20 protein-coding genes and 1 pseudogene are annotated in these 20,515 nt (G+C 71.7%); 3 read left to right on the top strand and 18 right to left on the bottom strand.

Annotated features, from left to right (window positions below):
- The first annotated feature begins 1 nt into the window (after window position 1).
- On the top strand, window positions 2-1,003 hold the full coding sequence (locus STRIP9103_RS41015) for a TauD/TfdA family dioxygenase (protein WP_009338517.1): 1,002 nt from the start codon (window positions 2-4) through the stop codon (window positions 1,001-1,003).
- Between the two features lie 64 nt (window positions 1,004-1,067).
- Complete coding sequence (locus STRIP9103_RS41010) at window positions 1,068-2,336, top strand: diaminobutyrate--2-oxoglutarate transaminase (protein WP_009338549.1); 1,269 nt, start codon at window positions 1,068-1,070, stop codon at window positions 2,334-2,336.
- A 438-nt stretch (window positions 2,337-2,774) separates the two neighbouring features.
- Here STRIP9103_RS41010 and STRIP9103_RS41005 read toward each other — a convergent pair whose 3' ends face one another.
- Complete coding sequence (locus STRIP9103_RS41005) at window positions 2,775-3,767, bottom strand: aldo/keto reductase (RefSeq protein WP_009338558.1); 993 nt, start codon at window positions 3,765-3,767, stop codon at window positions 2,775-2,777.
- A 218-nt stretch (window positions 3,768-3,985) separates the two neighbouring features.
- Between STRIP9103_RS41005 and STRIP9103_RS41000 the strand changes: the two genes are divergently transcribed.
- Window positions 3,986-4,507: a vanadium-dependent haloperoxidase gene (locus tag STRIP9103_RS41000; RefSeq protein ID WP_234022423.1), complete on the top strand. Its 522-nt coding sequence runs from the start codon at window positions 3,986-3,988 to the stop codon at window positions 4,505-4,507.
- A gap of 41 nt (window positions 4,508-4,548) precedes the next feature.
- Here STRIP9103_RS41000 and STRIP9103_RS40995 read toward each other — a convergent pair whose 3' ends face one another.
- The 17 genes and pseudogenes from STRIP9103_RS40995 to STRIP9103_RS47865 form a co-directional block, all read right to left on the bottom strand.
- Window positions 4,549-7,302, bottom strand: coding sequence for a fumarate reductase/succinate dehydrogenase flavoprotein subunit (locus tag STRIP9103_RS40995; RefSeq protein WP_009338582.1), 2,754 nt, complete (start codon window positions 7,300-7,302; stop codon window positions 4,549-4,551).
- A gap of 10 nt (window positions 7,303-7,312) precedes the next feature.
- The gene (locus tag STRIP9103_RS40990) at window positions 7,313-8,101 is read right to left on the bottom strand and encodes an ABC transporter ATP-binding protein (protein WP_009338527.1); all 789 of its coding nucleotides are present in this window, start codon (window positions 8,099-8,101) and stop codon (window positions 7,313-7,315) included.
- Window positions 8,085-8,960, bottom strand: coding sequence for an ABC transporter permease (locus STRIP9103_RS40985; protein ID WP_009338534.1), 876 nt, complete (start codon window positions 8,958-8,960; stop codon window positions 8,085-8,087). Before STRIP9103_RS40985 ends, STRIP9103_RS40990 begins: the two co-directional genes overlap by 17 nt.
- Window positions 8,957-10,300 carry an ABC transporter substrate-binding protein gene (locus STRIP9103_RS40980; RefSeq protein WP_009338572.1) on the bottom strand — a complete coding sequence of 448 codons (1,344 nt, stop codon included), beginning with the start codon at window positions 10,298-10,300 and terminating at the stop codon, window positions 8,957-8,959. The genes STRIP9103_RS40985 and STRIP9103_RS40980 overlap by 4 nt, the downstream gene beginning before the upstream one ends.
- A 15-nt stretch (window positions 10,301-10,315) precedes the next feature.
- Window positions 10,316-10,543, bottom strand: a complete 228-nt coding sequence (locus STRIP9103_RS40975) for a 4Fe-4S dicluster domain-containing protein (protein ID WP_009338563.1) — start codon at window positions 10,541-10,543, stop codon at window positions 10,316-10,318.
- Between the two features lie 42 nt (window positions 10,544-10,585).
- Window positions 10,586-11,374: a GntR family transcriptional regulator gene (locus tag STRIP9103_RS40970; RefSeq protein ID WP_048821938.1), complete on the bottom strand. Its 789-nt coding sequence runs from the start codon at window positions 11,372-11,374 to the stop codon at window positions 10,586-10,588.
- Between the two features lie 180 nt (window positions 11,375-11,554).
- The gene (locus STRIP9103_RS40965; protein WP_009338575.1) at window positions 11,555-11,923 is read right to left on the bottom strand and encodes a MerR family transcriptional regulator; all 369 of its coding nucleotides are present in this window, start codon (window positions 11,921-11,923) and stop codon (window positions 11,555-11,557) included.
- A 57-nt stretch (window positions 11,924-11,980) separates the two neighbouring features.
- Complete coding sequence (locus tag STRIP9103_RS40960) at window positions 11,981-13,021, bottom strand: MDR family NADP-dependent oxidoreductase (RefSeq protein ID WP_009338599.1); 1,041 nt, start codon at window positions 13,019-13,021, stop codon at window positions 11,981-11,983.
- Between the two features lie 161 nt (window positions 13,022-13,182).
- A complete protein-coding gene (gene ssuE, locus STRIP9103_RS40955) occupies window positions 13,183-13,737 on the bottom strand; it encodes an NADPH-dependent FMN reductase (protein ID WP_009338590.1) in 555 nt (184 codons plus the stop codon).
- A gap of 11 nt (window positions 13,738-13,748) precedes the next feature.
- Entirely contained in the window at window positions 13,749-15,134 is a 1,386-nt protein-coding gene (locus STRIP9103_RS40950; RefSeq protein WP_009338538.1) for an FAD-binding oxidoreductase, read from the bottom strand.
- On the bottom strand, window positions 15,131-16,054 hold the full coding sequence (locus STRIP9103_RS40945) for an acyl-CoA dehydrogenase family protein (RefSeq protein ID WP_009338580.1): 924 nt from the start codon (window positions 16,052-16,054) through the stop codon (window positions 15,131-15,133). Before STRIP9103_RS40945 ends, STRIP9103_RS40950 begins: the two co-directional genes overlap by 4 nt.
- Entirely contained in the window at window positions 16,045-16,293 is a 249-nt protein-coding gene (locus STRIP9103_RS52530) for an acyl-CoA dehydrogenase family protein (protein ID WP_009338616.1), read from the bottom strand. The genes STRIP9103_RS40945 and STRIP9103_RS52530 overlap by 10 nt, the downstream gene beginning before the upstream one ends.
- Window positions 16,290-17,288 carry an ABC transporter substrate-binding protein gene (locus STRIP9103_RS40940; protein WP_009338515.1) on the bottom strand — a complete coding sequence of 333 codons (999 nt, stop codon included), beginning with the start codon at window positions 17,286-17,288 and terminating at the stop codon, window positions 16,290-16,292. The genes STRIP9103_RS52530 and STRIP9103_RS40940 overlap by 4 nt, the downstream gene beginning before the upstream one ends.
- Entirely contained in the window at window positions 17,285-18,382 is a 1,098-nt protein-coding gene (locus STRIP9103_RS40935; protein WP_009338543.1) for an LLM class flavin-dependent oxidoreductase, read from the bottom strand. Before STRIP9103_RS40935 ends, STRIP9103_RS40940 begins: the two co-directional genes overlap by 4 nt.
- Before the next feature lie 7 nt (window positions 18,383-18,389).
- The gene (locus STRIP9103_RS40930) at window positions 18,390-19,376 is read right to left on the bottom strand and encodes an ABC transporter substrate-binding protein (protein WP_009338545.1); all 987 of its coding nucleotides are present in this window, start codon (window positions 19,374-19,376) and stop codon (window positions 18,390-18,392) included.
- Between the two features lie 68 nt (window positions 19,377-19,444).
- A complete protein-coding gene (locus tag STRIP9103_RS40925) occupies window positions 19,445-20,170 on the bottom strand; it encodes an ABC transporter ATP-binding protein (protein WP_048821935.1) in 726 nt (241 codons plus the stop codon).
- Between the two features lie 5 nt (window positions 20,171-20,175).
- Window positions 20,176-20,334, bottom strand: a pseudogene (locus STRIP9103_RS47865) (ABC transporter permease); the annotation flags it as partial.
- Window positions 20,335-20,515: the final 181 nt, after the last annotated feature.

Below are 20,515 nucleotides of genomic sequence, written 5' to 3'. Positions count from 1 at the left end.
CGTGAGCAGCGTCGACATGACGCAGGCACCGTACGCCCCGGCGAGCGCCGACGGCACGGTGTGGTACGACGCCCGCACCCTGGCCCGGTTCGGCCAGGTGGCGGCGGAACTGCTGGACCAGGCGGGCGACCGGGTCGACGATCCGGCATGGGTGGCTCTCGCCCGGCACGCCTGGGAGGACGTCCCCGCCGAAATACGGCGCACCGTGAGGGAGTTCCGCAGGCATTCGGGCCCCGACGGCGCCCTCGTCCTGCGGAGGCTCCCCATCGGTGCCGCGCGCCTGCCGCTGACCCCGATGGTGAAGGGCTCGGTCCAGCACGGCCCGTCCCTGCCCGCGGCGACACTGCTGCTGTTCGCGGCCGGGCTCGGCGACCCGGCCGCGTTCGCGGCGGAGAAGTCCGGCGCCCTCGTCCAGGACGTCGTGCCGGTGCCCGGTCAGGAGTCGGTCCAGGGCAACGTCGGCTCGGTCGAACTCACCTTCCACACCGAGAACGCCTTCCACCCCCACCGCCCCGACTACGTCATGCTGCTGTGCCTGCGCCCCGACCACGAGGGCACGGCCGAACTGCGCACCAGCTGCGCCCGACGCGTCCTGCCGCTGCTGACTCCCGGCACCCGGGAGGCGCTCGGCAGGCCCGAGTACGTCACCGAGGCACCGCCGTCCTTCGGTCCGGCCGGTGAGAGCACCGCGCACGCCGTGCTCACCGGCGACCCGGACGACCCCGACTGGTGCTTCGACGAGGCGGCCACCAAGGCGGTGACCCCCGAGGGCCGGGCCGCCCTCGCCGAACTCGCCGAGGTGGCGCACCGCACGTACACCGGGGTGCTGCTGCGCCCCGGCGACCTCGCCGTCGTCGACAACCGGATCACCCTGCACGGCCGTTCGGCGTTCACCCCGCGCTACGACGGCCACGACCGCTGGCTCCAGCGGACCTTCGCCTTCACCGACCTGCGCCGTTCCCGCGACCACCGTCCCGGTGACGGAACGGTGCTGGTCAAGTGACCCCTCAAGTGACGTCGTCCCGCGACGCGTTACGAGAACGTTGACATGAAAGGTACGTGCTGACATGACCGAGACCGACCGGACGCCTCCCGCGGTGTTCGAACGTCACGAGTCGAACGTACGCAGCTACTGCCGCGACTTCCCGGTGGTCTTCGAACGAGCCGCCGGACACCATCTGTGGGACACCTCAGGGCGCCGCTATGTGGACCTGCTGTGCGGGGCCGGCTCGCTCAACTACGGCCACAACCCGCCCGAGATCGTCGAACGGGTGACGGCCTACCTCACGGCCGGCGGCCCGGTGCAGTCGCTGGACCTGCACACCACGGCCAAGGCCGACTTCCTGGAGCGGTTCACCAGCCTGATCCTGGAGCCGCGCGGCCTCGGCGACCACGTCGTCCAGTTCCCCGGACCGGCCGGAACGCTCGCCGTCGAGGCCGCGCTGAAGCTGGCCCGCAAGGTCACCGGGCGCACCGAGGTGATCGCCTTCACCGGAGGCTTCCACGGCGCGTCGCTCGGCGCCCTCGCCGCCACGACCTCCCCGCTGCTGCGCGGCGCGGCGGGCGTACCTTTGACCGACGTCACGATCCTCCCGTACGGCGACGCGGCCGAGCCCGATCCGTTCGCCGCCCTGGAACACGCCCTCGGTCCGGGCGCGGCGACGCCCCCGCCCGCGGCGGTCCTGCTGGAGACGGTCCAGGGCGAGGGCGGACTGCACACCGCTCCCCGCGCGTGGCTGGCCCGCATTCGCGAACTCGCCGACGCCACCGGCACGTTGGTCATCGTGGACGACATCCAGGCGGGCTGCGGACGCACCGGTACCTTCTTCAGCTTCGAGGACGCCCCCGAACTCCGCCCGGACATGGTCTGCCTGTCGAAGTCCCTCAGCGGAATGGGGCTACCGATGGCGGCGCTGCTGATCCGGCGCGAGATCGACCGTTGGGCCCCCGGCGAGCACAACGGCACGTTCCGTGGCCACAACCTCGCCTTCGTGGCGGGCTCCGCGGCACTGGACCACTGGACCGACCGGCACTTCACCGACCACGCCGCCGAACTGGCCGCCGCGATCCGCACCAGCCTCGCGAGCATCATCGACGCCCTCCCGGTGGGTGCCGCCGAAGTCGTCGGCAAGGGAGCGATGAGCGGACTGAGGTTCCCCGCCGCCGCGACGGCCGAGCGGATACGGGAGGCGTTGTTCCGCGCCGGCGTCGTCGCCGAGACCTCGGGGTCGGGGCATGTACTGAAGCTCCTGCCACCCCTGACGATCTCCCTCACCGAGTGGAAGGAAGCGGCGGACACTTTGGGCGGCACCGTCCAGGTACTCGCCACGGCGTAGTCGTCCGACGCCCTGGGGACGAGCCAAGCCGCGTGGCCGCGGCCGTCCCCAGGGCCGGGGGTGCGTTCAGCCCAGCGCCGTGGAGACCGGCGCTCACCCGGGGGGTGCCCCTATGACTTTGGTCAAGCGGTGATCGAGGTCGGTGGTTCGCGGAGGTTGCCGTCGCGGAGCATCGCGAAGAGCACGTCGGCTCGGCGGCGGGCAAGCAGCCCCTACGAGGTGGTCGCCCGCCGGCCGCTTGGAGGGGCCGGTCAGGCTCGGTCCCGTGAACCCCAACACCCGGAACCGGATCATGGCCGGTGCGCTTGTGCTGATGTTCGTCCTGGTCGCGGTGGCGGCGGCGCTCGGACAGCAGCCGTGACAGCCGCGCCGCAGGCCGAGCGCCGCCCCCGTCCCGTCGACGGTGGCGGCGACTGCGAACGAATACGGCTGCGACCGCTACCAGGCGAAGGCCTCCGGAGACGGGCCCGGGCCCGGGAAGATCTCGTCCAGCCCCGCCAGCAGCTCCTCGCTCAGATCCAACTCGATGGCGCGCAGGGCGGATTCGAGCTGCTCCGCCGTGCGTGGGCCGACGATCGGGCCGGTCACGCCGGGACGGGTGAGCAGCCAGGCCAGGGCGACCTCGCCGGGCTCCAGACCGTGCTTGTCGACCAGGTCCTCGTACGCCTGGATCTTCGCGCGTACGTCAGGGCCGGACATGTTGCCCGCGGCCAGCCCCTCGCTGCGCCGGCCGCCCTCGATCTCCTTCTTCAGCACGCCGCCGAGCGCACCGCCGTGCAGCGGCGACCACGGGATGATGCCGAGGCCGTACTCCTGCGCGGCCGGTATGACCTCCATCTCGGCGCGGCGCTCGTAGAGGTTGTAGAGGCACTGCTCGCTGACGAGGCCGATGGTGCCGCCGCGCCGGGCGGCGATCTCGTTGGCCTGGGCGATCTTGTAGCCGGGGAAGTTGGAGGAGCCGACGTACAGGATCTTGCCCTGCTGGACGAGGACGTCGATAGCCTGCCAGATCTCCTCGAACGGGGTGTCCCGGTCGATGTGGTGGAACTGGTAGACGTCGATGTGGTCGGTCTGGAGCCGCTTGAGCGACGCGTCGACGGCCCGCCGGATGTTCACGGCCGACAGCTTGTCGTGGTTGGGCCACGCCTCGTCGTCGGCGCCCATGTTGCCGTAGACCTTGGTGGCGAGGACGACCTTGTCGCGGCGCTCGCCGCCCTTGGCGAACCAGTTGCCGATTATGTTTTCGGTACGGCCCTTGTTCTCGCCCCAGCCGTACACGTTCGCCGTGTCGAAGAAGTTGATGCCCGCGTCCAGCGCCGTGTCCATGATCGCGTGGCTGTCGGCCTCGTCGGTGTGCGGGCCGAAGTTCATGGTGCCGAGGACGAGGCGGCTGACCTTGAGTCCCGTGCGTCCGAGCTGCGTGTACTTCATGGACGGAACGCTAGTCGCGTGGAGTGCGCTCTAGGCAAGCGCAACTCCGCGTCCCGCACCGCAGTGACACACTCCTGCCACACGACCAGCCACTGATACTGGTCACCGGCGATACGAACCCCCGTCGAACTCGGGGCAGGAAGGTCGGGCACCGAAGACGATCTCCCACCGCCTACGCCCCGGCGGCGCAATACGGCAACCGCCTCGCCAAGCCGTTCGTGCTCACGTCGCAGAACCAGTTCCGGCTCGGCCCGCCGCCCGCCCTCGACTCCCGCCGCTACGCCGCCGACCTCGCGGAGGTGCGGGCGTACGGCGCCGTCGACAGCACGGCACGCAACGCCCACCAGACCGAGACCGCCACCTTCTGGCTCGGCTCCTCCCTCACCCTCTACACCGAGCCGCTGCGCGTGGCGCTCTCGCGCACGGATCAGGGGATCGCCGGGCAGGCGCGGCTGGTCGCGCTGTTCCACGTGGCGCTGGTGGACACGCAGATCGCGACCTCCGACAGCAAGTACGCCTACGAGCGGTGGCGTCCTGTGACGGCGATCCGCACCAGCCCCACCGCGCCCGGCGTGACCAGGACGTACATCACGTGGAAGCAGCTCTCGGACGAGAACGTGGACGCCCGGGGCTTCTCGGGCATCCACACCCGCTCGGCCGACGAGGCGGGGATCACGCTCGGCGAGAACGTCGCCCGGTACGTCCTGCGCAACGCGGGCCGTCTCCTCGGCTCACGGTAGAACCGGCGTCACGGTAGGACCCACGGCACGGTGGGACGCGGTCACAACGCCCGCGCCGCATAGGCCCTGACGTCCGCGTCCGAGTCCGTCGTCGCGGTGGCCAGGGCCGCTCGGGCGTCCTCGGTGGCACGGTGGCGGGTCAGGGCCAGGACGGCGGCCTTGCGGACGTCGGCGTTGGCGTCGGCGACGGCCTTGGCGAGTGCGGGGACGGCGAAGTCGGGATCCGTGGCGGACAGGGCCGTGGCGGCGCCGGCGCGCACCTGCCAGGCCGGGTCGGCCAGGGCCGCCTCGGCGCGGGCGGCCAGGGCGGCCGGGCAGCCCGCCGTGCCCAGCGCCTCGTAGGCGGCGCCACGGACCAGGGCGTCGGGATCGTCCACGAGTTCTGCGAGGGCCGAGTGGGCCATGGCCGAGTCCGGGCCCGCAGTGGCCAGGACCTTGGCGATGGTGACGCGGACCTCGCGTGACGGCTCGACGGCCGCCGCGCGCGCCAGCTCTCCGGCGGCGTCGACCGACACGAGCGCTCGCACGGCCGCGATGCGGACGGCGCTGTCGGAGTCCGACAACGAGTCCGCGAACAGCTCTGCATCACCCAGGCGCAGGGCGCGCAGGACATCCAGGGCGGTGGCACGGACAACGGGGTCTGCCTCGGACAGGGCGGCGGCGAGGCCGTCGCGCAGAGCCGGTTCCGGGGCCAGCGTCTCGACAAGTTCACGCAGGGAGGCGGCTGCGGCGGCACGGACGCCGGCGTCGGTGTCGGTGAGCGCGGCGGCCAGTGCCGGTCCGGTTCCGGTCGGGACGGTCTCCGTCAGGACCGTGACGGCCGTACGACGCACGGTGGGCTCTGGGTCGGTCAAGTAGGGGGTGAGAGCGGACAGTTCGGGCTCGTCCTCCGTGAGGGCGAGGAGGTCGAGCAGGCGAGGCGTGGCCGGCGTGTCCGCGTCGGCGCCGGCGTAGGCGGATGTGTCGGTCGCGGTGGGTTCCTGCCGCAACGCCACCGGCGCCGCTTCCCGGGCCCCCGCGGTCGCCACTTGTTCCGGGTGGACCTCGCCGAGGTGACGGGAGGGGCCGCCGGCGGGGGTGAAACCGTCGACCGGGACCAGGAAGGGGGCCACGGGGCGGGCCGTGAACTCCATCGCGCCCGAGGGGGACTTGCGCAGATCGAGGTGGTGGAACCAGGACGCGTCGTCACGCTGGGGGTGGTCGATGCGGTCGTGGTAGAGGCCCCAGCGGGACTCCGTGCGGGCCAGCGAGGCGCGCGCGGCCATCTCCGCGCAGTCGCGGATGAAGGAGACCTCGGCGCAGCGCATCAGCTCGTGCGCGGTGCGGGCGCCCATCTCGGCGATGTCGTCCCGCATCCGTTCGAAGGCCTCCAGGGCCAGGGAGAGACGGGCGCCGGACTTCGGCGGGGCCACGTAGTCGTTCACGAAGCGGCGCAGCTTGTACTCGATCTGGGGCTGCGGGGGGCCGTCGGGGTTGCGCAGGGGGCGGTAGATCAGTTCGTGCGCCTCGCGGAGCTGGTCCAGGGGCAACTCTCCTTCGTAGCGCTTGTACTGGGCCGCGTCCGCGCCCGCGAGGTCCCCGAAGACGAACGCGCCGATCATGTAGTTGTGCGGGACGCAGGCCAGGTCCCCGGCGGCGTACAGCCGGGGAACGGTCGTACGGGCGTGGTCGTCGACCCGTACCCCCGACGCCGAATGGCCACCGCACAGCCCGATCTCCGAGATGTGCATCTCCACGTCATGGGTGCGGTAGTCGTGGCCACGGCCCGCGTGGAAGGTGCCGCGGGTCGGGCGCTCCGTCGAGTGCAGGATCGACTCCAGCGCCGAGACCGACTCCTCCGGGAGATGGCTCAGCTTCAGGTACACCGGACCCCGGTCGCTCGCCACCTCCGCCGCGAACTCGGCCATCATCTGCCCCGACCAGTAGTCGGAGTCGACGAAGCGTTCGCCGTGCCGGTTGACCTGGTAGCCGCCGAAGGGGTTGGCGACGTACGCGCAGGCCGGGCCATTGTAGTCCTTGATCAGCGGGTTGATCTGAAAGCACTCGATGCCGGTGAGCTCGGCGCCCGCGTGGTATGCCATCGCGTAGCCGTCGCCCGCGTTGGTCGGGTTCTCGTACGTGCCGTACAGATAGCCGGAGGCGGGCAGGCCGAGGCGCCCGCAGGCGCCGGTCGCGAGGATCACCGCGCCCGCGCGGACGGTCACGAAGGCGCCTGTACGGGTGTGGAAGCCGACCGCGCCCACGGCACGCCCCTCGGCGGTCAGCACGCGCACCGGCATCACCCGGTTCTCGATCCGTATCCGTTCCCGCATCTCGCGCCGCCGCAACTGCCGGTACAGGACCTTCTTGACGTCCTTGCCCTCCGGCATCGGCAGCACGTAGGAGCCGGAGCGGTGGACCTGGCGGACGGCGTACTCGCCGTGCTCGTCCTTCTCGAACTTCACGCCGTAGGACTCCAGGCGCTGCACCATGGCGAAGCCGCGGGTGGCGGTCTGGCGGACGGTGGACTGGTCGACGATGCCGTCATTGGCGCGGGTGATCTCGGCGACGTAGTCGTCGGGCTCGGCGCGGCCGGGGATGACGGCGTTGTTGACGCCGTCCATGCCCATGGCGAGTGCGCCGGAGTGGCGGACGTGGGCCTTTTCCAGCAGCAGGACGTCCGCGCCGTGCTCGGCGGCGGTCAGGGCGGCCATGGTGCCGGCGGTGCCGCCGCCGATGACGAGGACGTCGCAGGTGAGTTCCTCGGCGTCGCTGAGGGCGGGGATCTCCAGAGGGGTGTTCACGGGGGTGGTCACCAGGGGCCTTTCAGGTACCGAGCGAGGTGAGAATGTCGCGACGCAGGGCCACGCGCACCGGGTCGTCATGGGCGGCGCGCTCGCGCGGGCGCGGCACGTCGCGTACGGCGAGCAGCCGGCCGGAGCCGAGGAGGGCCACGCGGTCGCCGAGGAACAGGGCCTCGTCCACGTCGTGGGTGACGAAGACGACGGTCGCGCCCGTGCCGTGCAGGACCTCCACCAGCAGGTCCTGCATGCCGGCACGGGTCTGGGCGTCGAGCGCGCCGAACGGTTCGTCCATGAGGACGGCGCGCGGCCGGCCTGCCAGGGCGCGGGCCAGCTGAGCGCGCTGGCGCTGCCCGCCGGAGACGCGGTGCGGCAACTGCCGTGCCTGGTCGGCGAGTCCGACCCGGGCGAGCCAGGCCTCGGCCTGTTCCCGGCGCTGCGCGCGCGGTACGCCTTGGACGGCGAGGGGCAGTTCGACGTTGGCGCGCAGGGTGCGCCAGGGCAGCAGGGCGTCCTCCTGGAAGACCAGCGCCCGGTCCGCTCCTGGGCCGGTCACCGGTCGTCCGTCCTGTTCCACCGCCCCGTCCAGCGTGGGCAGCAGCCCGGCGAAGGTGCGCAGCAGGGTCGACTTGCCGCAGCCGGAGGGGCCGACGACGGTGAGGATCTCGCCGTGGCCGACGTCCAGGTCGACGTCGGCCACGGCCGGGGCGTCCGGCCGGCCGAGCGTGGCGCCGCGCAGGGTGAGGCGGGTGCCGCGCGGGGCCGCCGGCGCGGTCCTCGCCTTGGGCGGCCTGGTGTCAGACGAGGTGCTCATCGCGTGCCTCCTCGGCCTTGGTGGGTGCGACGGTGGACGCCGGGGTCCGTGCCGGCCGGGGCCGGGCGCCGGGGACGTACGACGTGCGCGGCAGCCAGTGGGTCAGGCGGCGGCCGACCAGCTCTACGGCGGTGGAGGTGAGCCAGCCGAGCAGGCCGATGGTGACCATGCCGACGAAGACGCCCGGGTAGTTGACGATCGTGTAGTCCTGCCAGGTGCGGTAGCCGACGCCGTACTGGCCGGAGATCATCTCGGCGGAGATCACACAGATCCAGGACACGCCGATACCGACGGACAGGCCGCCGAAGATGCCGGGCAGCGCGCCCGGCAGGACGACCGAGCCGAGGATCCGCCACCGGCCGCCGCCCATGGTGAGAACTGCCTCCTCCCACACGGGAGTCAGGGCGCTGACCGCGTGCCGGGTGGAGACCAGCACCGGGAAGAAGGCGGCCGTGAAGGTGATGAAGATGATGCCCTGTTCGTTGGAGGGGAACAGGAGGATCGCGACGGGGACCATGGCGATCGCCGGGACGGGCCGCACGACTTCGAGGACCGGGCCGAGCAGGTCCTCGGCGAGCCGCGAGCGTGCCACGAGCACGCCGGTGGCCACGCCCAGGACGGCGGCGAGCAGGAAGCCGGTCACGATCCGGGTGAGGCTGTCGGCGAGGTCGGTCCAGTAGTCGGGGCCGGCGAGCCGGTCGGCGAAGGCCCGGCCCACGTCGGTCACCGTCGGGAACTGCGAGAAGCGCACCCACACGTTCACGTCGAACGTGGTCAGCAGCTGCCAGAGGCCGAGGGCGGCGGCCAGCGAGCCGACCCGCAGCGCGAGCCGGCCCGTCCGCCGGGGGTACCGGATCACGAGGCCCGTCCCAGGGCGTCCGCGTACGTGATCACCCGGGCGCCGCTGTGACCAGCCACGTAGGCCTGCGCGGTTTCCGTGGTGACGAAGGGCAGCAGCTGCTTGCCGTCCGCAACCCAGACGGCCTTGTCGGCGAACCAGAGGGTGCCGGTGGTGGCGTCGGGGACGTAGGCCGCGCGGATGCCGTCCTTGTGCCGGTCGACGTAGGCGAGGAGCTGGGCGGGGGAGGTGAAGCTCCTGGTCTTCATAGCGCCCTTGGGCCAGACCTCGCTCGCGGCGGCGGGCGGCGTGGCGGCGAGCCGCTTGGCGTAGCCGGCGCCGAGGGTTTTCTTGACGTACTGGTCGTCGACGAAGGAGTCCACGTCGATGTCGCCGGTCAGCTTGGCCGCCTTGAGGACCGCCACGTCCTGCTTGAGCGCGGAGACGAGCTGAGGCTTGACGGCCGGGTCGAAGGTGGAGATGCCGTGGGCGCCGTTGTAGAGGTAGACGACCTCGGCCGGCAGGCCGGTGGCCTTCGCGACCTTCTCTGCGGCCTGAACCGGATGGGCGTTGAGGTAATCGGTCGCCTGTGCCTGGGCCTTCAGGAACGCCTCCAGCACAGCCGGACGCTGCTGGGCGAAGTCCTCGCGGGCGGTGACGCCGTGGAACGTGGGCAGGTTCAGCTGGGCGCCGTCGTACAGGGCCTTCGCCTTGCCCTGGTAGGCGAGCAAGCCCGGCCAGGCGACGAACTGCGACAGCGCGTCCGCGCTGCCCGCCGAGAGGGCCGAGGCACCCACCGCGGGCTGCTGGTTCAGTTTCTCGATGCCCTTGTCCGGGTCGATGCCGGCTCGCTGCAGGGCCCGTACGAGGGTGCCGTCGGCGGCGGATCCGACGCTCGTGGAGACCTTCTTGCCCTTCAGGTCCTTCAGAGAGCTGAGCTTGGATTCCGGTGGGACGACGACCGTGTTCAGGCCGCCCTTGAGGTTGTAGCCGGTGACCGAGACCAGGTGGGTGGGCTTGCCCAGCTGCTTTCCGCGGGCAGCATTGATGAGCAGCGGGAAGTCGCCCATCGAGCCGATGTCGATCTTCCCGGCGGTCATCTGCGCGGTGATGGGGGCGCCGGTGGCGTAGTCCTGCCAGTCGACCCTGTACGTCTTCCCGTCGTGGAGGGCGTTCAGCTGTTTCTCGAAGTAGCCGAGGGAGCGCAGGAGGGTGCCGGCCGGGACCGTGTTGATGGTCTTGGACTGGTATCCGACGGTGACGGTGACCGTGGAGCCGCTGCCCGCCTCAGCGCTGCCGCCGCAGGCGGACAGGGGGAGCAGCAGAGCGGATGCGGCGAGTGCGACTGCCGTGCGTTTCATGGGAGTTCGGGCCTCTCAGCGGAGCAGATAGGGCATGTTGACCGTGACGGCTCCGGTGGGACAGCGGGCCGCGCACGGGCCGCAGTACCAGCACTCGTCGACGTGCATGTACGCCTTGCCGCTGCTCTCGTCGATGGCGAGGGAGTCCAGCGGGCACATGTCCACGCAGAGCGTGCAGCCGTCGATGCACTTCGACTCGTCGATGGTCACGGGCACGTCGGCCCGCTGGGGCACCAAGGGCATGGCTGTCTCCAGGAAGGTCGTGCTGAAGGGAGCAGGTGGTGTCTACAGGGAGCGGTGCAGCAGGCCGCTCATCGTGATGCGGTCGCCGCGGAAGCGGATGAACTCCAGGTCGACCGGGCGGCCGTCCTCGAGATGGGTGAGCCGTTCCAGCATCAGGACGGCCGCGCCGCGCGGGGCTTCGAGGACGGTGGCGGAGTGGGCGTCCGCGTTCACCGCCTCCAAGGTGATCTCGGCGTGACCGAGCCGCTGGCCGGTTGTGGCTTCCAGGAGGCGGAAGACGTCGGTGTTCTCCAGATCGGCGCCGAGCAGTGCGGTGCCGATGTCGAGGGGGATGTAGGTGAGGTCGAGGGAGAGGGGGAGGCCGTTCAGGCGGCGCAGGCGTTCGATGTAGAGGACGTCGGCGCCGGGTGGGACATGGAGGCGTTCGGCGACGGGGGCGGGTGCGGGTGCGGGGCCCATGGTGCGGACCTCGTTGGTGACGCGGCCGTGTTCGCGCAGGGTTTCCGCGAGGCCCATGAGCTGGTCGAGCCCGTGGGGATACTTCTGGGCGACGACCACCGTGCCGACGCCGGGGAGACGGTCCACCAGGCCCTCGGAGCGCAGGAGGTCGAGGGCCTGCCGGACGGTGTTGCGGGACGCCCGGTAGTCGGTGGCGAGGGTGGACTCGTGCGGGAGGACGCCGGCCGGGAAGCCCCCGGTGAGGAGCTGGTGGCGCAGCAGGTCGGCGAGCTGGCGTGCCCGGTCCGCGCGCAGCCGACGCCGCGTGCGCTGGGCGGCGACGGTGGGCGCGCCCTGGCCGGCGTGGTCTCGTATGCGGTCGGTGGGCGGCATGGCCGGAACCATACCTATCCGGTAGGGATAGTGGTGTTGCGGAAGTGTTGCGCCACCTGACGCATCGCCGGATGTATCGCTGACCTGGGATTTCGGCATGGGGGAGGGGAGATCTGCCAGGGCCCGTCGGCACGGGGAGCGGGACGCCGGGCAGACGCCCCGCCCGGAGCGGCAGGGGCCCTACGTCTGTCTTGTCCGCTGCGCCAGGCGGTCGCGCAGTCGTCTCAGGCGATCGATCTCGGCGTCGATCGCCGCCAGCCGGCGTTCGACCACGCCGGAGGCCGGGGAGGTCGCGTCGGTGCGGGCACAGCGCCGTTGCGGATCGTCGACCAGGAGCTGGATCCGGTCGGCGATGCCGCACAGGTCCTGGACGGTGAGGCCGAGGGCCAGGAGTTCACGGATGGCGCGGACGTGTGCCACCTCGTCCGGCCCGTACCGGCGTTGGCCGGTGGCCGTGCGCGGCGGCGGGGGCAGCAGGCCGCGCTCCTCGTAGAACCGCAGAGCCCGTGGGGTGGTTCCGGCTGCCGCCGCCGCGTCTCCGATCCGCATGCGGACCTCCCCTCGTTTCGTGTCCCGTGCCGGCCCGTGCGGCGCGGCGGCGATCTGTCACTGGTGCGGCAGCTCCACGACGACGGTGCCGAAGTGTCGCCCCTCGAACAGTTCCTGCAACGCTTGAGGGGCCCGTTCGATGCCCGGGATCCGCACATGCGGAAAGGAGATCTCACCGGAGCGCAGCCAGTCGCCGAACCGTGTGGCCCACTCGTCCGCCACTTCGGGGTGGTCGGTGCCGCTGTAGCCGCGCAGCGTGATCCCCTGGGTGATGACGCGGTACGTGTCGATGTCGACCGGCGCGCTGCCACCGCCCCTGGCGGGGGACAGCTGGCCGGACAGCGCGCCGACCAGCGCGAAGCAAGCACCGCGGCGCGCTGCCGCGAGGGCAGCGGTCAGCTGCTCACCGCCCACGGTGTCCACGACGACGTCGATGCCCCCGGGAGCCGCTCGGCGCAGCTGCTCGATGAGCGTGCCGGACGGGGACCCGGGCACGGCCACCGCGTCGTAGCCCAGGTCGCTGAGCAGCCGGTCGGCCTTGCCCGGGGAACGTGTGCTGCCGATGACCCTCCCGGCGCCCAGCAGCCGGGCGACCGGACCCGCCAGAGTGCCCACCGCGCCGGCCGCCCCGGTGACGAAGACCGTGTCGCCGGGGCGGAGTCCGGCGAGCCGGGTGAGCGCGCCGTAGGCGGCTGCTCCCGAGGCCAGATGGGCCACCGGGGTGGGCAGCACATCACCGATCGGGCTGCACTGGTCTGCCGGGAGCAGCGCGTACTCGCGCCAGCCGAGCAGGTGCGTGACGGCGTCTCCCGGCCGGAGCCGGCTTCCCGGGCCCGCGGTGACAACCTCGCCGACGGCGGGACCGAACAGGACGTCACCGGCGTGGATCGGCGGCAGCGGCACGCCCTCGACCTCGCCTCCGATGAGGGTCCGCAACCCTGGGGAGACAAGGAAGCAGTGATTGCGCACGACGACCTGTCCGGGGCCGGGAGCGGTGAGTGGCTGTGCGACGACGGCGAAGTGTTCAGGGCCGGGCAGCCCTTTCGGGGTGGCGGCGAGCCGGATCTCGCGCGTGGCAGAGGGCAGGACAGCAGGCATGCGGGGACTCCTGACCGGGAGGTGGGGGCCGTGGCGTGCGACGGCCAGCCGTGGTCGGCGCACCGACGCTAATCCCTGACGTGCGGGTCAAAGGCAAGGCGACTGCCGCTTGCTGATTCCTGTGCGGGGAGATGGACTCGTACGGCCTGCACGGCCAACGCTCACGCCGCCGCCCTCAGCGGCCGACGTTGGCTGAGGGCGGCGGAGAACTGGTTGGTGACCTGGTCCAGTGCCTCCCGCGTGCCCGGTTCGACGAGGATGCCGCCGTCCTGCCGTACCTCGATGTGCTTGTCCAGGACGAACCAGCCGGGGGTGATGTGCGCGGGGCCCATGGAGGCGAGGACGGGGCGCAGGGCGTAGTCGATGGCCAGGACGTGGGCGGTGGTGCCGCCGGTGGCCAGCGGGAGCACCGTCTTGCCGTTCAGCGCGTACTGCGGCAGCAGATCGAGCAGCGACTTCAGCAGCCCGGAGTAGGCGGCCTTGTAGACGGGGGTGCCGATCACGACCCCGTCCGCCCGCTCGAACAGAGCGGTGGCCTCCACGATCGCCGGGTGGCTGAAGTCGGCGTGCAGCAGCGCCTCGGGCGGGAGCGTGCGGACGTCGAGCGGGATCACCTCGTGTCCCTGCGCGGTGAGCCGGGCGTCGAGGTCGCGCAGGAGACGGGCGGTGCGGGAGGTGGGGGAGGGGCTTCCGGAGACGGAGAGAACGGTCGCCATGAGGGGCTCCTTCACAGGGCTTTGCCCGGATTGAGGATGTGGTGCGGATCGAAGGCCGCCTTGATGCGCTGCTGCAACGCGTGCTGTTCCGGGCCGAGTTCGTCCGCGAGCCACCGCCGCTTGAGGGTGCCCACGCCGTGCTCCCCGGTGAGGGTGCCGCCCAGGCGCAGTGCGGCGGTGAAGATGTCGCCCGCCGCCCGCCAGGCCGCGCCCGGGATGCCGGGGGTGTCCGGGTCGAGGACGAGGATGGGATGGAGGTTGCCGTCCGCGGCGTGCGCGAAGGTGAAGATCCGTACGCCGTGGCGCTCGGCAGCCGCGTTGATCTCGTGGACGGCGTCGGCCAGGCGGGTCCTGGGCACGGCGATGTCCTCGATCAGCACCCGGCCCAGCCGCTCCAGGGCGGGCAGGGCGAGCCTGCGGGCCGTGAGCAGCCGGTCCGCCTCCGCCGGGTCCGCGGTGGTCTCCACCGATGTCGCGCGCCCGCGCAGCAGCCGTACCGCGAGTTCGGCCTCGGTCGCCGCCGAGCGTCCGTCGCACTGCAGAAGCAGCAACGCTCCACCACGGGCCCGCAGGTCCGTGCCCTGCGCGTCGTCCACGGCACCGAGCACCGGCCCGTCCACCAGCTCCGCCATGGAAGGCTCCAGCCGGGCGGCGGTCAGCGCCGACACGGCCTCGGCGCCCTCGGCGAAGGAGTCGAAGTACGCGGCCACGGTGGCCGTCGACTCCGGCACAGGGCGCAGCCGCACGGTCGCGGCGGTGATCACGCCCAGGGTGCCCTCCGAACCGGTGAACAGGGCGGTCAGGTCGTAGCCGGTGACTCCCTTGACCGTACGTCGGCCGGTCCGGATCGGCGTGCCGTCCGCGAGGACCACGTCGAGCCCCAGCACGGCGTCCCGGGTCACCCCGTACTTGGCGCAGCGCAGCCCGCCCGCGTTGGTGGCGATGTTGCCGCCGATCGTGGAGATCGCCGCGCTGGCCGGGTCGGGCGCGTAGCGCAGCCCGAACTCACCTGCCGCGCGGTCCAGTTCCGCGGTGATGACGCCCGGTTCGACGACGGCGATCTGGTCGTTCGGGTCCAGGTCGAGGATCCGGTTCATCCGGGACAGGTCCAGCACGACCGTGCCCGTGCCGGCGCTCGCGCCGCCGGACAGTCCGGTCCCGGCCCCGCGCGGCACCACCGGCACCCGCAGCGCGTGCGCGTGCCGCAGCGTCGTCCGCACGTGCTCGGCGTTCGCCGCGCGCACGACGGCCAGGGGCTCGCCGTCCGGTCGGCTGCCGGAGCGGTCGGCGGCGTACGGGGCGGTGGCCTCGGCGCCGGTGATGAGCGCGTCCCCCGGCAGATCGCGCCTCAGGGCGGTCAACAGGGCCTCGGCGGTGCCGAGTTGAGTGACGGTCATCGGGTGCCCTCCAGTGCACGGCTGCCGACGGCGAGCAGGGCCACGTCCTCCTGAGGGGCGTGCACTGGGGCGCACTGGACGTCGCGGAAGTGGCGCTCCAGCGGGTTGTCACGGCTCAGCCCCGGATTGCCCAGCAGCCGTATCGCAAGCCCTACTGCCTCCACGGCGTGCCGGTCGGCCAGGATCCGGGCGCCCAGGGCCAGTTCGGGGGTGTACGTGTCGTCGGCCGCGTCCACCCGCTCGGCGCCGCCGAACACCAGCTGCTCGGCGGAGTCCAGCCGCAGGGCGATCTCACCGGCGGCCCGGCGGAAGCGTTCCGTACGGGCGACCGGGTGGCCGAGGTTGGCGGGGATCCGTTCGTGCGCGAACCGGTGGAAGTACCGCTGGGCCGCGCGGGCCACCCCCAAGTACAGGGCCGCGAGAGGGAGATGGAGGGCGGCGCCCGCGCGGTTGTCCTGCTCGGCGCCCGGACCGTGTGCGGCGATGTCGACCACGCTGTCGGTGGGGATCTCGACCTCGTGCAGGGCGATGTCGTGGCTGCCGCTGGCCCGCAGCCCCAGATGGTCCCAGCGGTGGGTGATCTCGATGCCCGTGGCAGTGCCAGGTATGGCGAACGTGCCGACCCTCGGCGTAGGTTCGTCCGTGGTGGCCCATACCAGCAGCCAGTCGAGCCCTTCGACGCCGGTGGCGAACCGCTTGCGGCCGGTGAGGGACCAGCCGGTTGCCGTGCGCCGGGCCACCGTCCTGGGCAGCCCGCCGCGCGCGGGGGAACCCAGCTCGGGCTCCACCCGCACGTGGTTGAGCAGCACCGGCCGCTCGGCCGCCGAGGCCAGGACTTGCCCGTACAACTCCTCGGGCCAGTGCGGCCGTACGGCCTGGCGGTGGTGGACGGTCAGGCTCATCGCCGCGATCAGCGCCACCGAGGGATCGCCCTCGCCCAGTGCGTGCAGGATGCGGGCCGTAGCGGCGACTCCGAGCCCGGGCCGCCGTAGCGCTCGGCGACGGTGGCGGTCAGCAGGCCGGCCTCGTGTGCGGCGGAGATCCCCTCCGCGGGGAAGGCGCTCGTACGGTCGTACTCGGCGGCGGTGGCGGCGAGCCGGTCGGTGACCGAGGTGAGGGCGGCCAGGTCCGGAGCCCGGAAGCGGAGTGCGGTGGTCATGAGGACAGGGCCTTCCGCAAGGGAGAGGTGAGGCGGTCGGTCCAGAACGTGGAGACCTTCAACGGCTGCTTGAGCGCTCCGAGTTCCTCGAAGGCATCGGCGACCTCCTGCTCGGACGCGGTGGCCTTGGCGGTCACGACCCACACCTCGGTCCTCCGCTGGGCCTCGCCCTCCGCATACTCCTCCAGCGCCTCTTCCACCGGCTGGTGCGTGGCGGCGGCGATCACCTTCGCGTACTCCTCCTGGTGCCCGTCGCGGACGTACGCGTACGCCTGGTCGATCCGGGCGAGCAGATCGGCCAGCGCCTCGCGTTCGGCCGCGCTGCCGAGCGTGTCGTCGGAGGCGGACCACAGGAAGTTGCCGGACAGGATGTCCGCGCCGTCGCCGATGGTGTGGGCGCCCTGCTGATGGGCGGCGATGATCGCGTTGCCGTATCCGGCGAAGGCGTCGATCGAACCGCCGTTCAGCGCGGCCAGCGCCTTGTCCGGCTCCAGCGGGGCGGCGGTGATGTCGTTCCACCCGAGTCCAGCCTGCTTGAGCAGCTCGTAGAGGAAGTAATGGGCCGTGGTGTTCTTGACGTAGCCGACCTTTTTGCCCTTGAGCTGCGCGATGGAGGTGATCTCCGAGTCCTTGGGGGCGACGACCTCCTGATTGAGCGTGTTGCCGCGCTGCACGGCGACGACCTTGAAGTTGGGCCTGCCGTCGGCGGCGGCGAACACCGGCGGGATCTCACTGGAGCTCGCCACGTCCAGCGCCCCGGCCCGTACCGCCTCCAGCTGCTTGTCGCCGCCTTGGAAGAGGCTCCATCGCACCTGGTAGGGCGTGTCGTCGAGGTGGGCGAACTTCAGCAGGGCCTCCTCACGCTTCCAGCCCGTCGCGCCCACGCGCAGTGTGACGGTGTCGCCGCCGTCCTTCGCGCCCGCGGGGCCGCCGCAGGCGCTGAGGACGCCGATGAGCAGCCCGGCCAGGGCGAGCGCACCCCCGGCCCGCCTCACGCGGCCGCTCCCGAGGCGGCGCGGTGCGCCAATTCCTGGCGGACCAGCGGCAGGACGTGACGGGCGTAGTCGATGGCGTCGTTGAGCGGGTCGTACCCCCGGATGGACAGCAGCTCGCAGCCGATGTCGACGTAGTCGAGCAGCGCCTTGGCGACCGTCTCCGGGGAGCCGACCAGCGCGGTGGAGGCACCGGCGGCGTTGGTGGCCGCGGCGGGCGCGGTCCACAGGCAGCGGTCGTGCACCTCGCCGCGCTCGGCGACGGCCAGCAGTCGCTGGGAGCCGACGTTGGCCGGCGTGCCCTGGCCGAGCGCCGGGTAGTGGCGCTGCTGGGCGCGCTGCTCGTGGTGGGTCTTGATGGAGCCGAGGACGCGGTGGGCCTTCTCCCAGGCCAGCTCGTCCGTAGGGGCGATGATCGGGCGGAAGGAGACCCAGATGCGGGGGCGGGGCCGGCCGGCGGCATCCGCGTACGCGTTGACCGCGGCGATCTGCTCGGCGGTCTCCTTCAACGGCTCGCCCCACAGCCCGAAGATGTCACCCTGCCGACCGCCCACCCGGTAGGCGTCCTCCGAGGAGCCGCCCACCGAGATCGGGATCGTGCCGTTGTAGGGGGTGACGTCGGAGCGGAAGCCCTCGAAGCGGTAGTACGGGCCCTCGTGCGAGACCGGCCCGTCGGCCGCCCATACGTCACGCAGGATCCGTATGTATTCGTCGGATCGCGCGTACCGCTCGCTCTTGCTCAGGTAGTCGCCCTCTCGGCGCTGCTCCTCGTCGCTGCCACCGGAGATGATGTGCACCACCAGGCGCCCCTTGCTGATCCGGTCCAGGGTGGCCAGGGCGCGGGCCGCGTGGGTCGGGAAGATCACGCCGGGGCGGTGGGCGAGGACGGGCTTGATGCGCTCGGTGTGGTTCGTGACGAACTGCGCCAGCTGGAGCGCGTCGGGCGAGGCGGAATGGTAGGTGACGAGGGTGTAGTCGAAGCCGCCGTCGTCCAGGGCGCGGGCGTAACGGCGGCGTAGTCGACGTCGATGCCGTTGCCCGCGTGGGTCGCCCTCGTGGCGGGTTGGGTGGACGGCGCTGATGAACTCGACCGGCATGGCGGGCTCACTCTTGACGAGGCTGTGTCGACGTGTCGGCGACGGTCGGGTTCGGGTGAGGACGCCGATGCGTGCATGGTGTCGCCGACATCTGCACGGCCCGGACAACCTGCGAACTCACCGGCAGCAGCTCGCTGTTGGCCTGGCTCACCAGCGTCTTCGCGACCTCGGCGGAGGCGCCGTTGTTCTGCTGGATGGCCTTGGCGTAGTCGTCCGGGTGTTCCTGCGACCAGGCCAGGGCCTTGTCCAGGCGGCGCAGGTAGTCGGCGATGGCCGCCTTCTTGCCCTTGTCCGCCAGCGCTTTCTCGGAGGCGCCGATGAAGCCGTAGCCGCTCACGCGCCCGTCGGCGCCGCTCACGAGGAGCCGGCCGCCCTGCTGCTCGGCGACCGCCTTGTAGACCCCGAAGGTGGCCCAGGCCTCGATCTTCCCGGAGGTGAACGCGGCCTGCGCGTCGGTCGGCAGCAGATACTGCACCTTGACGTCGTCGTAGCTCAGCCCCGCCTGCTGGAGCACGTGGGCGAGCAGGTACTCGGCGATGGAGCCCTTGGCCGAGGAGACCACGACCTTCTTGCCCTTGAGGTCCTTGACGCTCTTCACCGAGGAGTCCTCGCGGACCACGATCCCGGTGTGCGTACCGTCGTTGTGCAGCGCGCCCACCGCCTTGATCGGCACACCGCCGGAGAGGGCCTGGAGCGTGGGCAGATCGGCGGCGTACGAGGTGTCCGCGGCGCCCGCCTGCACGGCCTGGAACAGTGGTGCCGCACCCTCGAACTCGGCCCACTTCACGTTGTACGACGTCCCCTTGAGGGCGCCGGAGGCGTTGAGCAGGGTCTGCAGGTTCTTGGCCTGGTCACCGATGGTGAGCGTCACACGCGACGGGCTCCCGTCGGAGGCGGCCTCGCTGTCGCCGCCGCAGGCGGTGGTGGCGAGCAGGGCGGTGAGGGAGAGCACGGCGCCGAGGGCGCGCACCGCGCGGCCGGTCGTGCGTGTCATGAGGTTCCTGTCGTGCGAGCGGTTTCTGTGGTGGATGTCGTGCCTGGGGTTTCTGTGAGGGCTGTCGTTCATGACGTGGCCTCTTGGAGATGTGCCGAGGCGTCCTCGACACCGAGCCGGTGCAGCAGTTCGCCGCGCAGCCGCACGAAGTCGGGGGAGCCGAGGTCGCGCGGACGCTCCAGGCCGACGTCGGCCCCGTAGGCGATCCGCCCGCCGTCCATCACCAGGACCCGGTCGGCCAGCAGCAGCGCTTCCTCCACGTCGTGCGTGACCAGCAGGACCGAGCAGCCGTGCCGCCGCCACAGGTCTGCGACCAGGCGCTGCGCCTTGCCACGGGTGAGGGCGTCGAGGGCGCCGAACGGCTCGTCGAGCAGCAGTAGTTCGGGCTCGCGCACCAGGGCGCGGGCCAGCGAGACGCGCTGGGCCTGGCCGCCGGAGAGCGTCTTGGGCCACCGGCCCGCGTACTCCTCGATGCCCACCTCGGCCAGATACCGCTCGGCGAGCGCTCGGTCGGGGGAGCCCGGCAGCCCGAGCACGACGTTGCGCCACACGCGCAGCCAGGGCATCAGCCGTGGCGACTGGAAGGCCACCGAGCGGCGCTCCGGCACGGTCACCTCGCCCTCGGTCTCACTGTCCAGCCCGGCCAGGATCTTCAGCAGCGTCGACTTGCCGCAGCCGCTGTGCCCGAGAAGGGCAACGAATTCGCCCTGGTGAAGGGTGAGATCCAGCCCGTCGATGACGGTCTTGTCGTCGAAGGCGCGGGTCAGTCCGCGGACCTTCACTTGCGCGGTCATCTCCGTCACGCCCCCTCCCCCTCGAACGAGGCCCGCCAGGCCAGCAGCCGCCGCGACAACAGCCGTACCGCGAAGTCGCACAGCAACCCGAGCCCCGCGTACACGGCGAGGCACAGCACGATGACGTCGGTCTGGAAGTACTGCTGGGCGTTGCTCATCAGGTGGCTCTACCTTCTTGATCGGGTTGATCGAGCCATTCGTAGGGTTGGGTCGCCCAGGGGTGCTGGGTGTGGCTATCAGGCGGCTGCTGTCTCGTGGCTTTGTCGGCTTGGCCGTCCGGTTCCCCACGACGGCTCGGCCGCCGATTAGGAAGTGCGAACAAGTCGCTGTGTAGAGCAATGCCGG

The sequence above is a fragment of the Streptomyces ipomoeae 91-03 genome, from assembly GCF_000317595.1.
In the GTDB taxonomy this organism is placed as follows: domain Bacteria; phylum Actinomycetota; class Actinomycetes; order Streptomycetales; family Streptomycetaceae; genus Streptomyces; species Streptomyces ipomoeae.
Note: the sequence above shows the minus strand (reverse complement) of the source record. Positions and strands in the feature narration are given on the sequence as shown.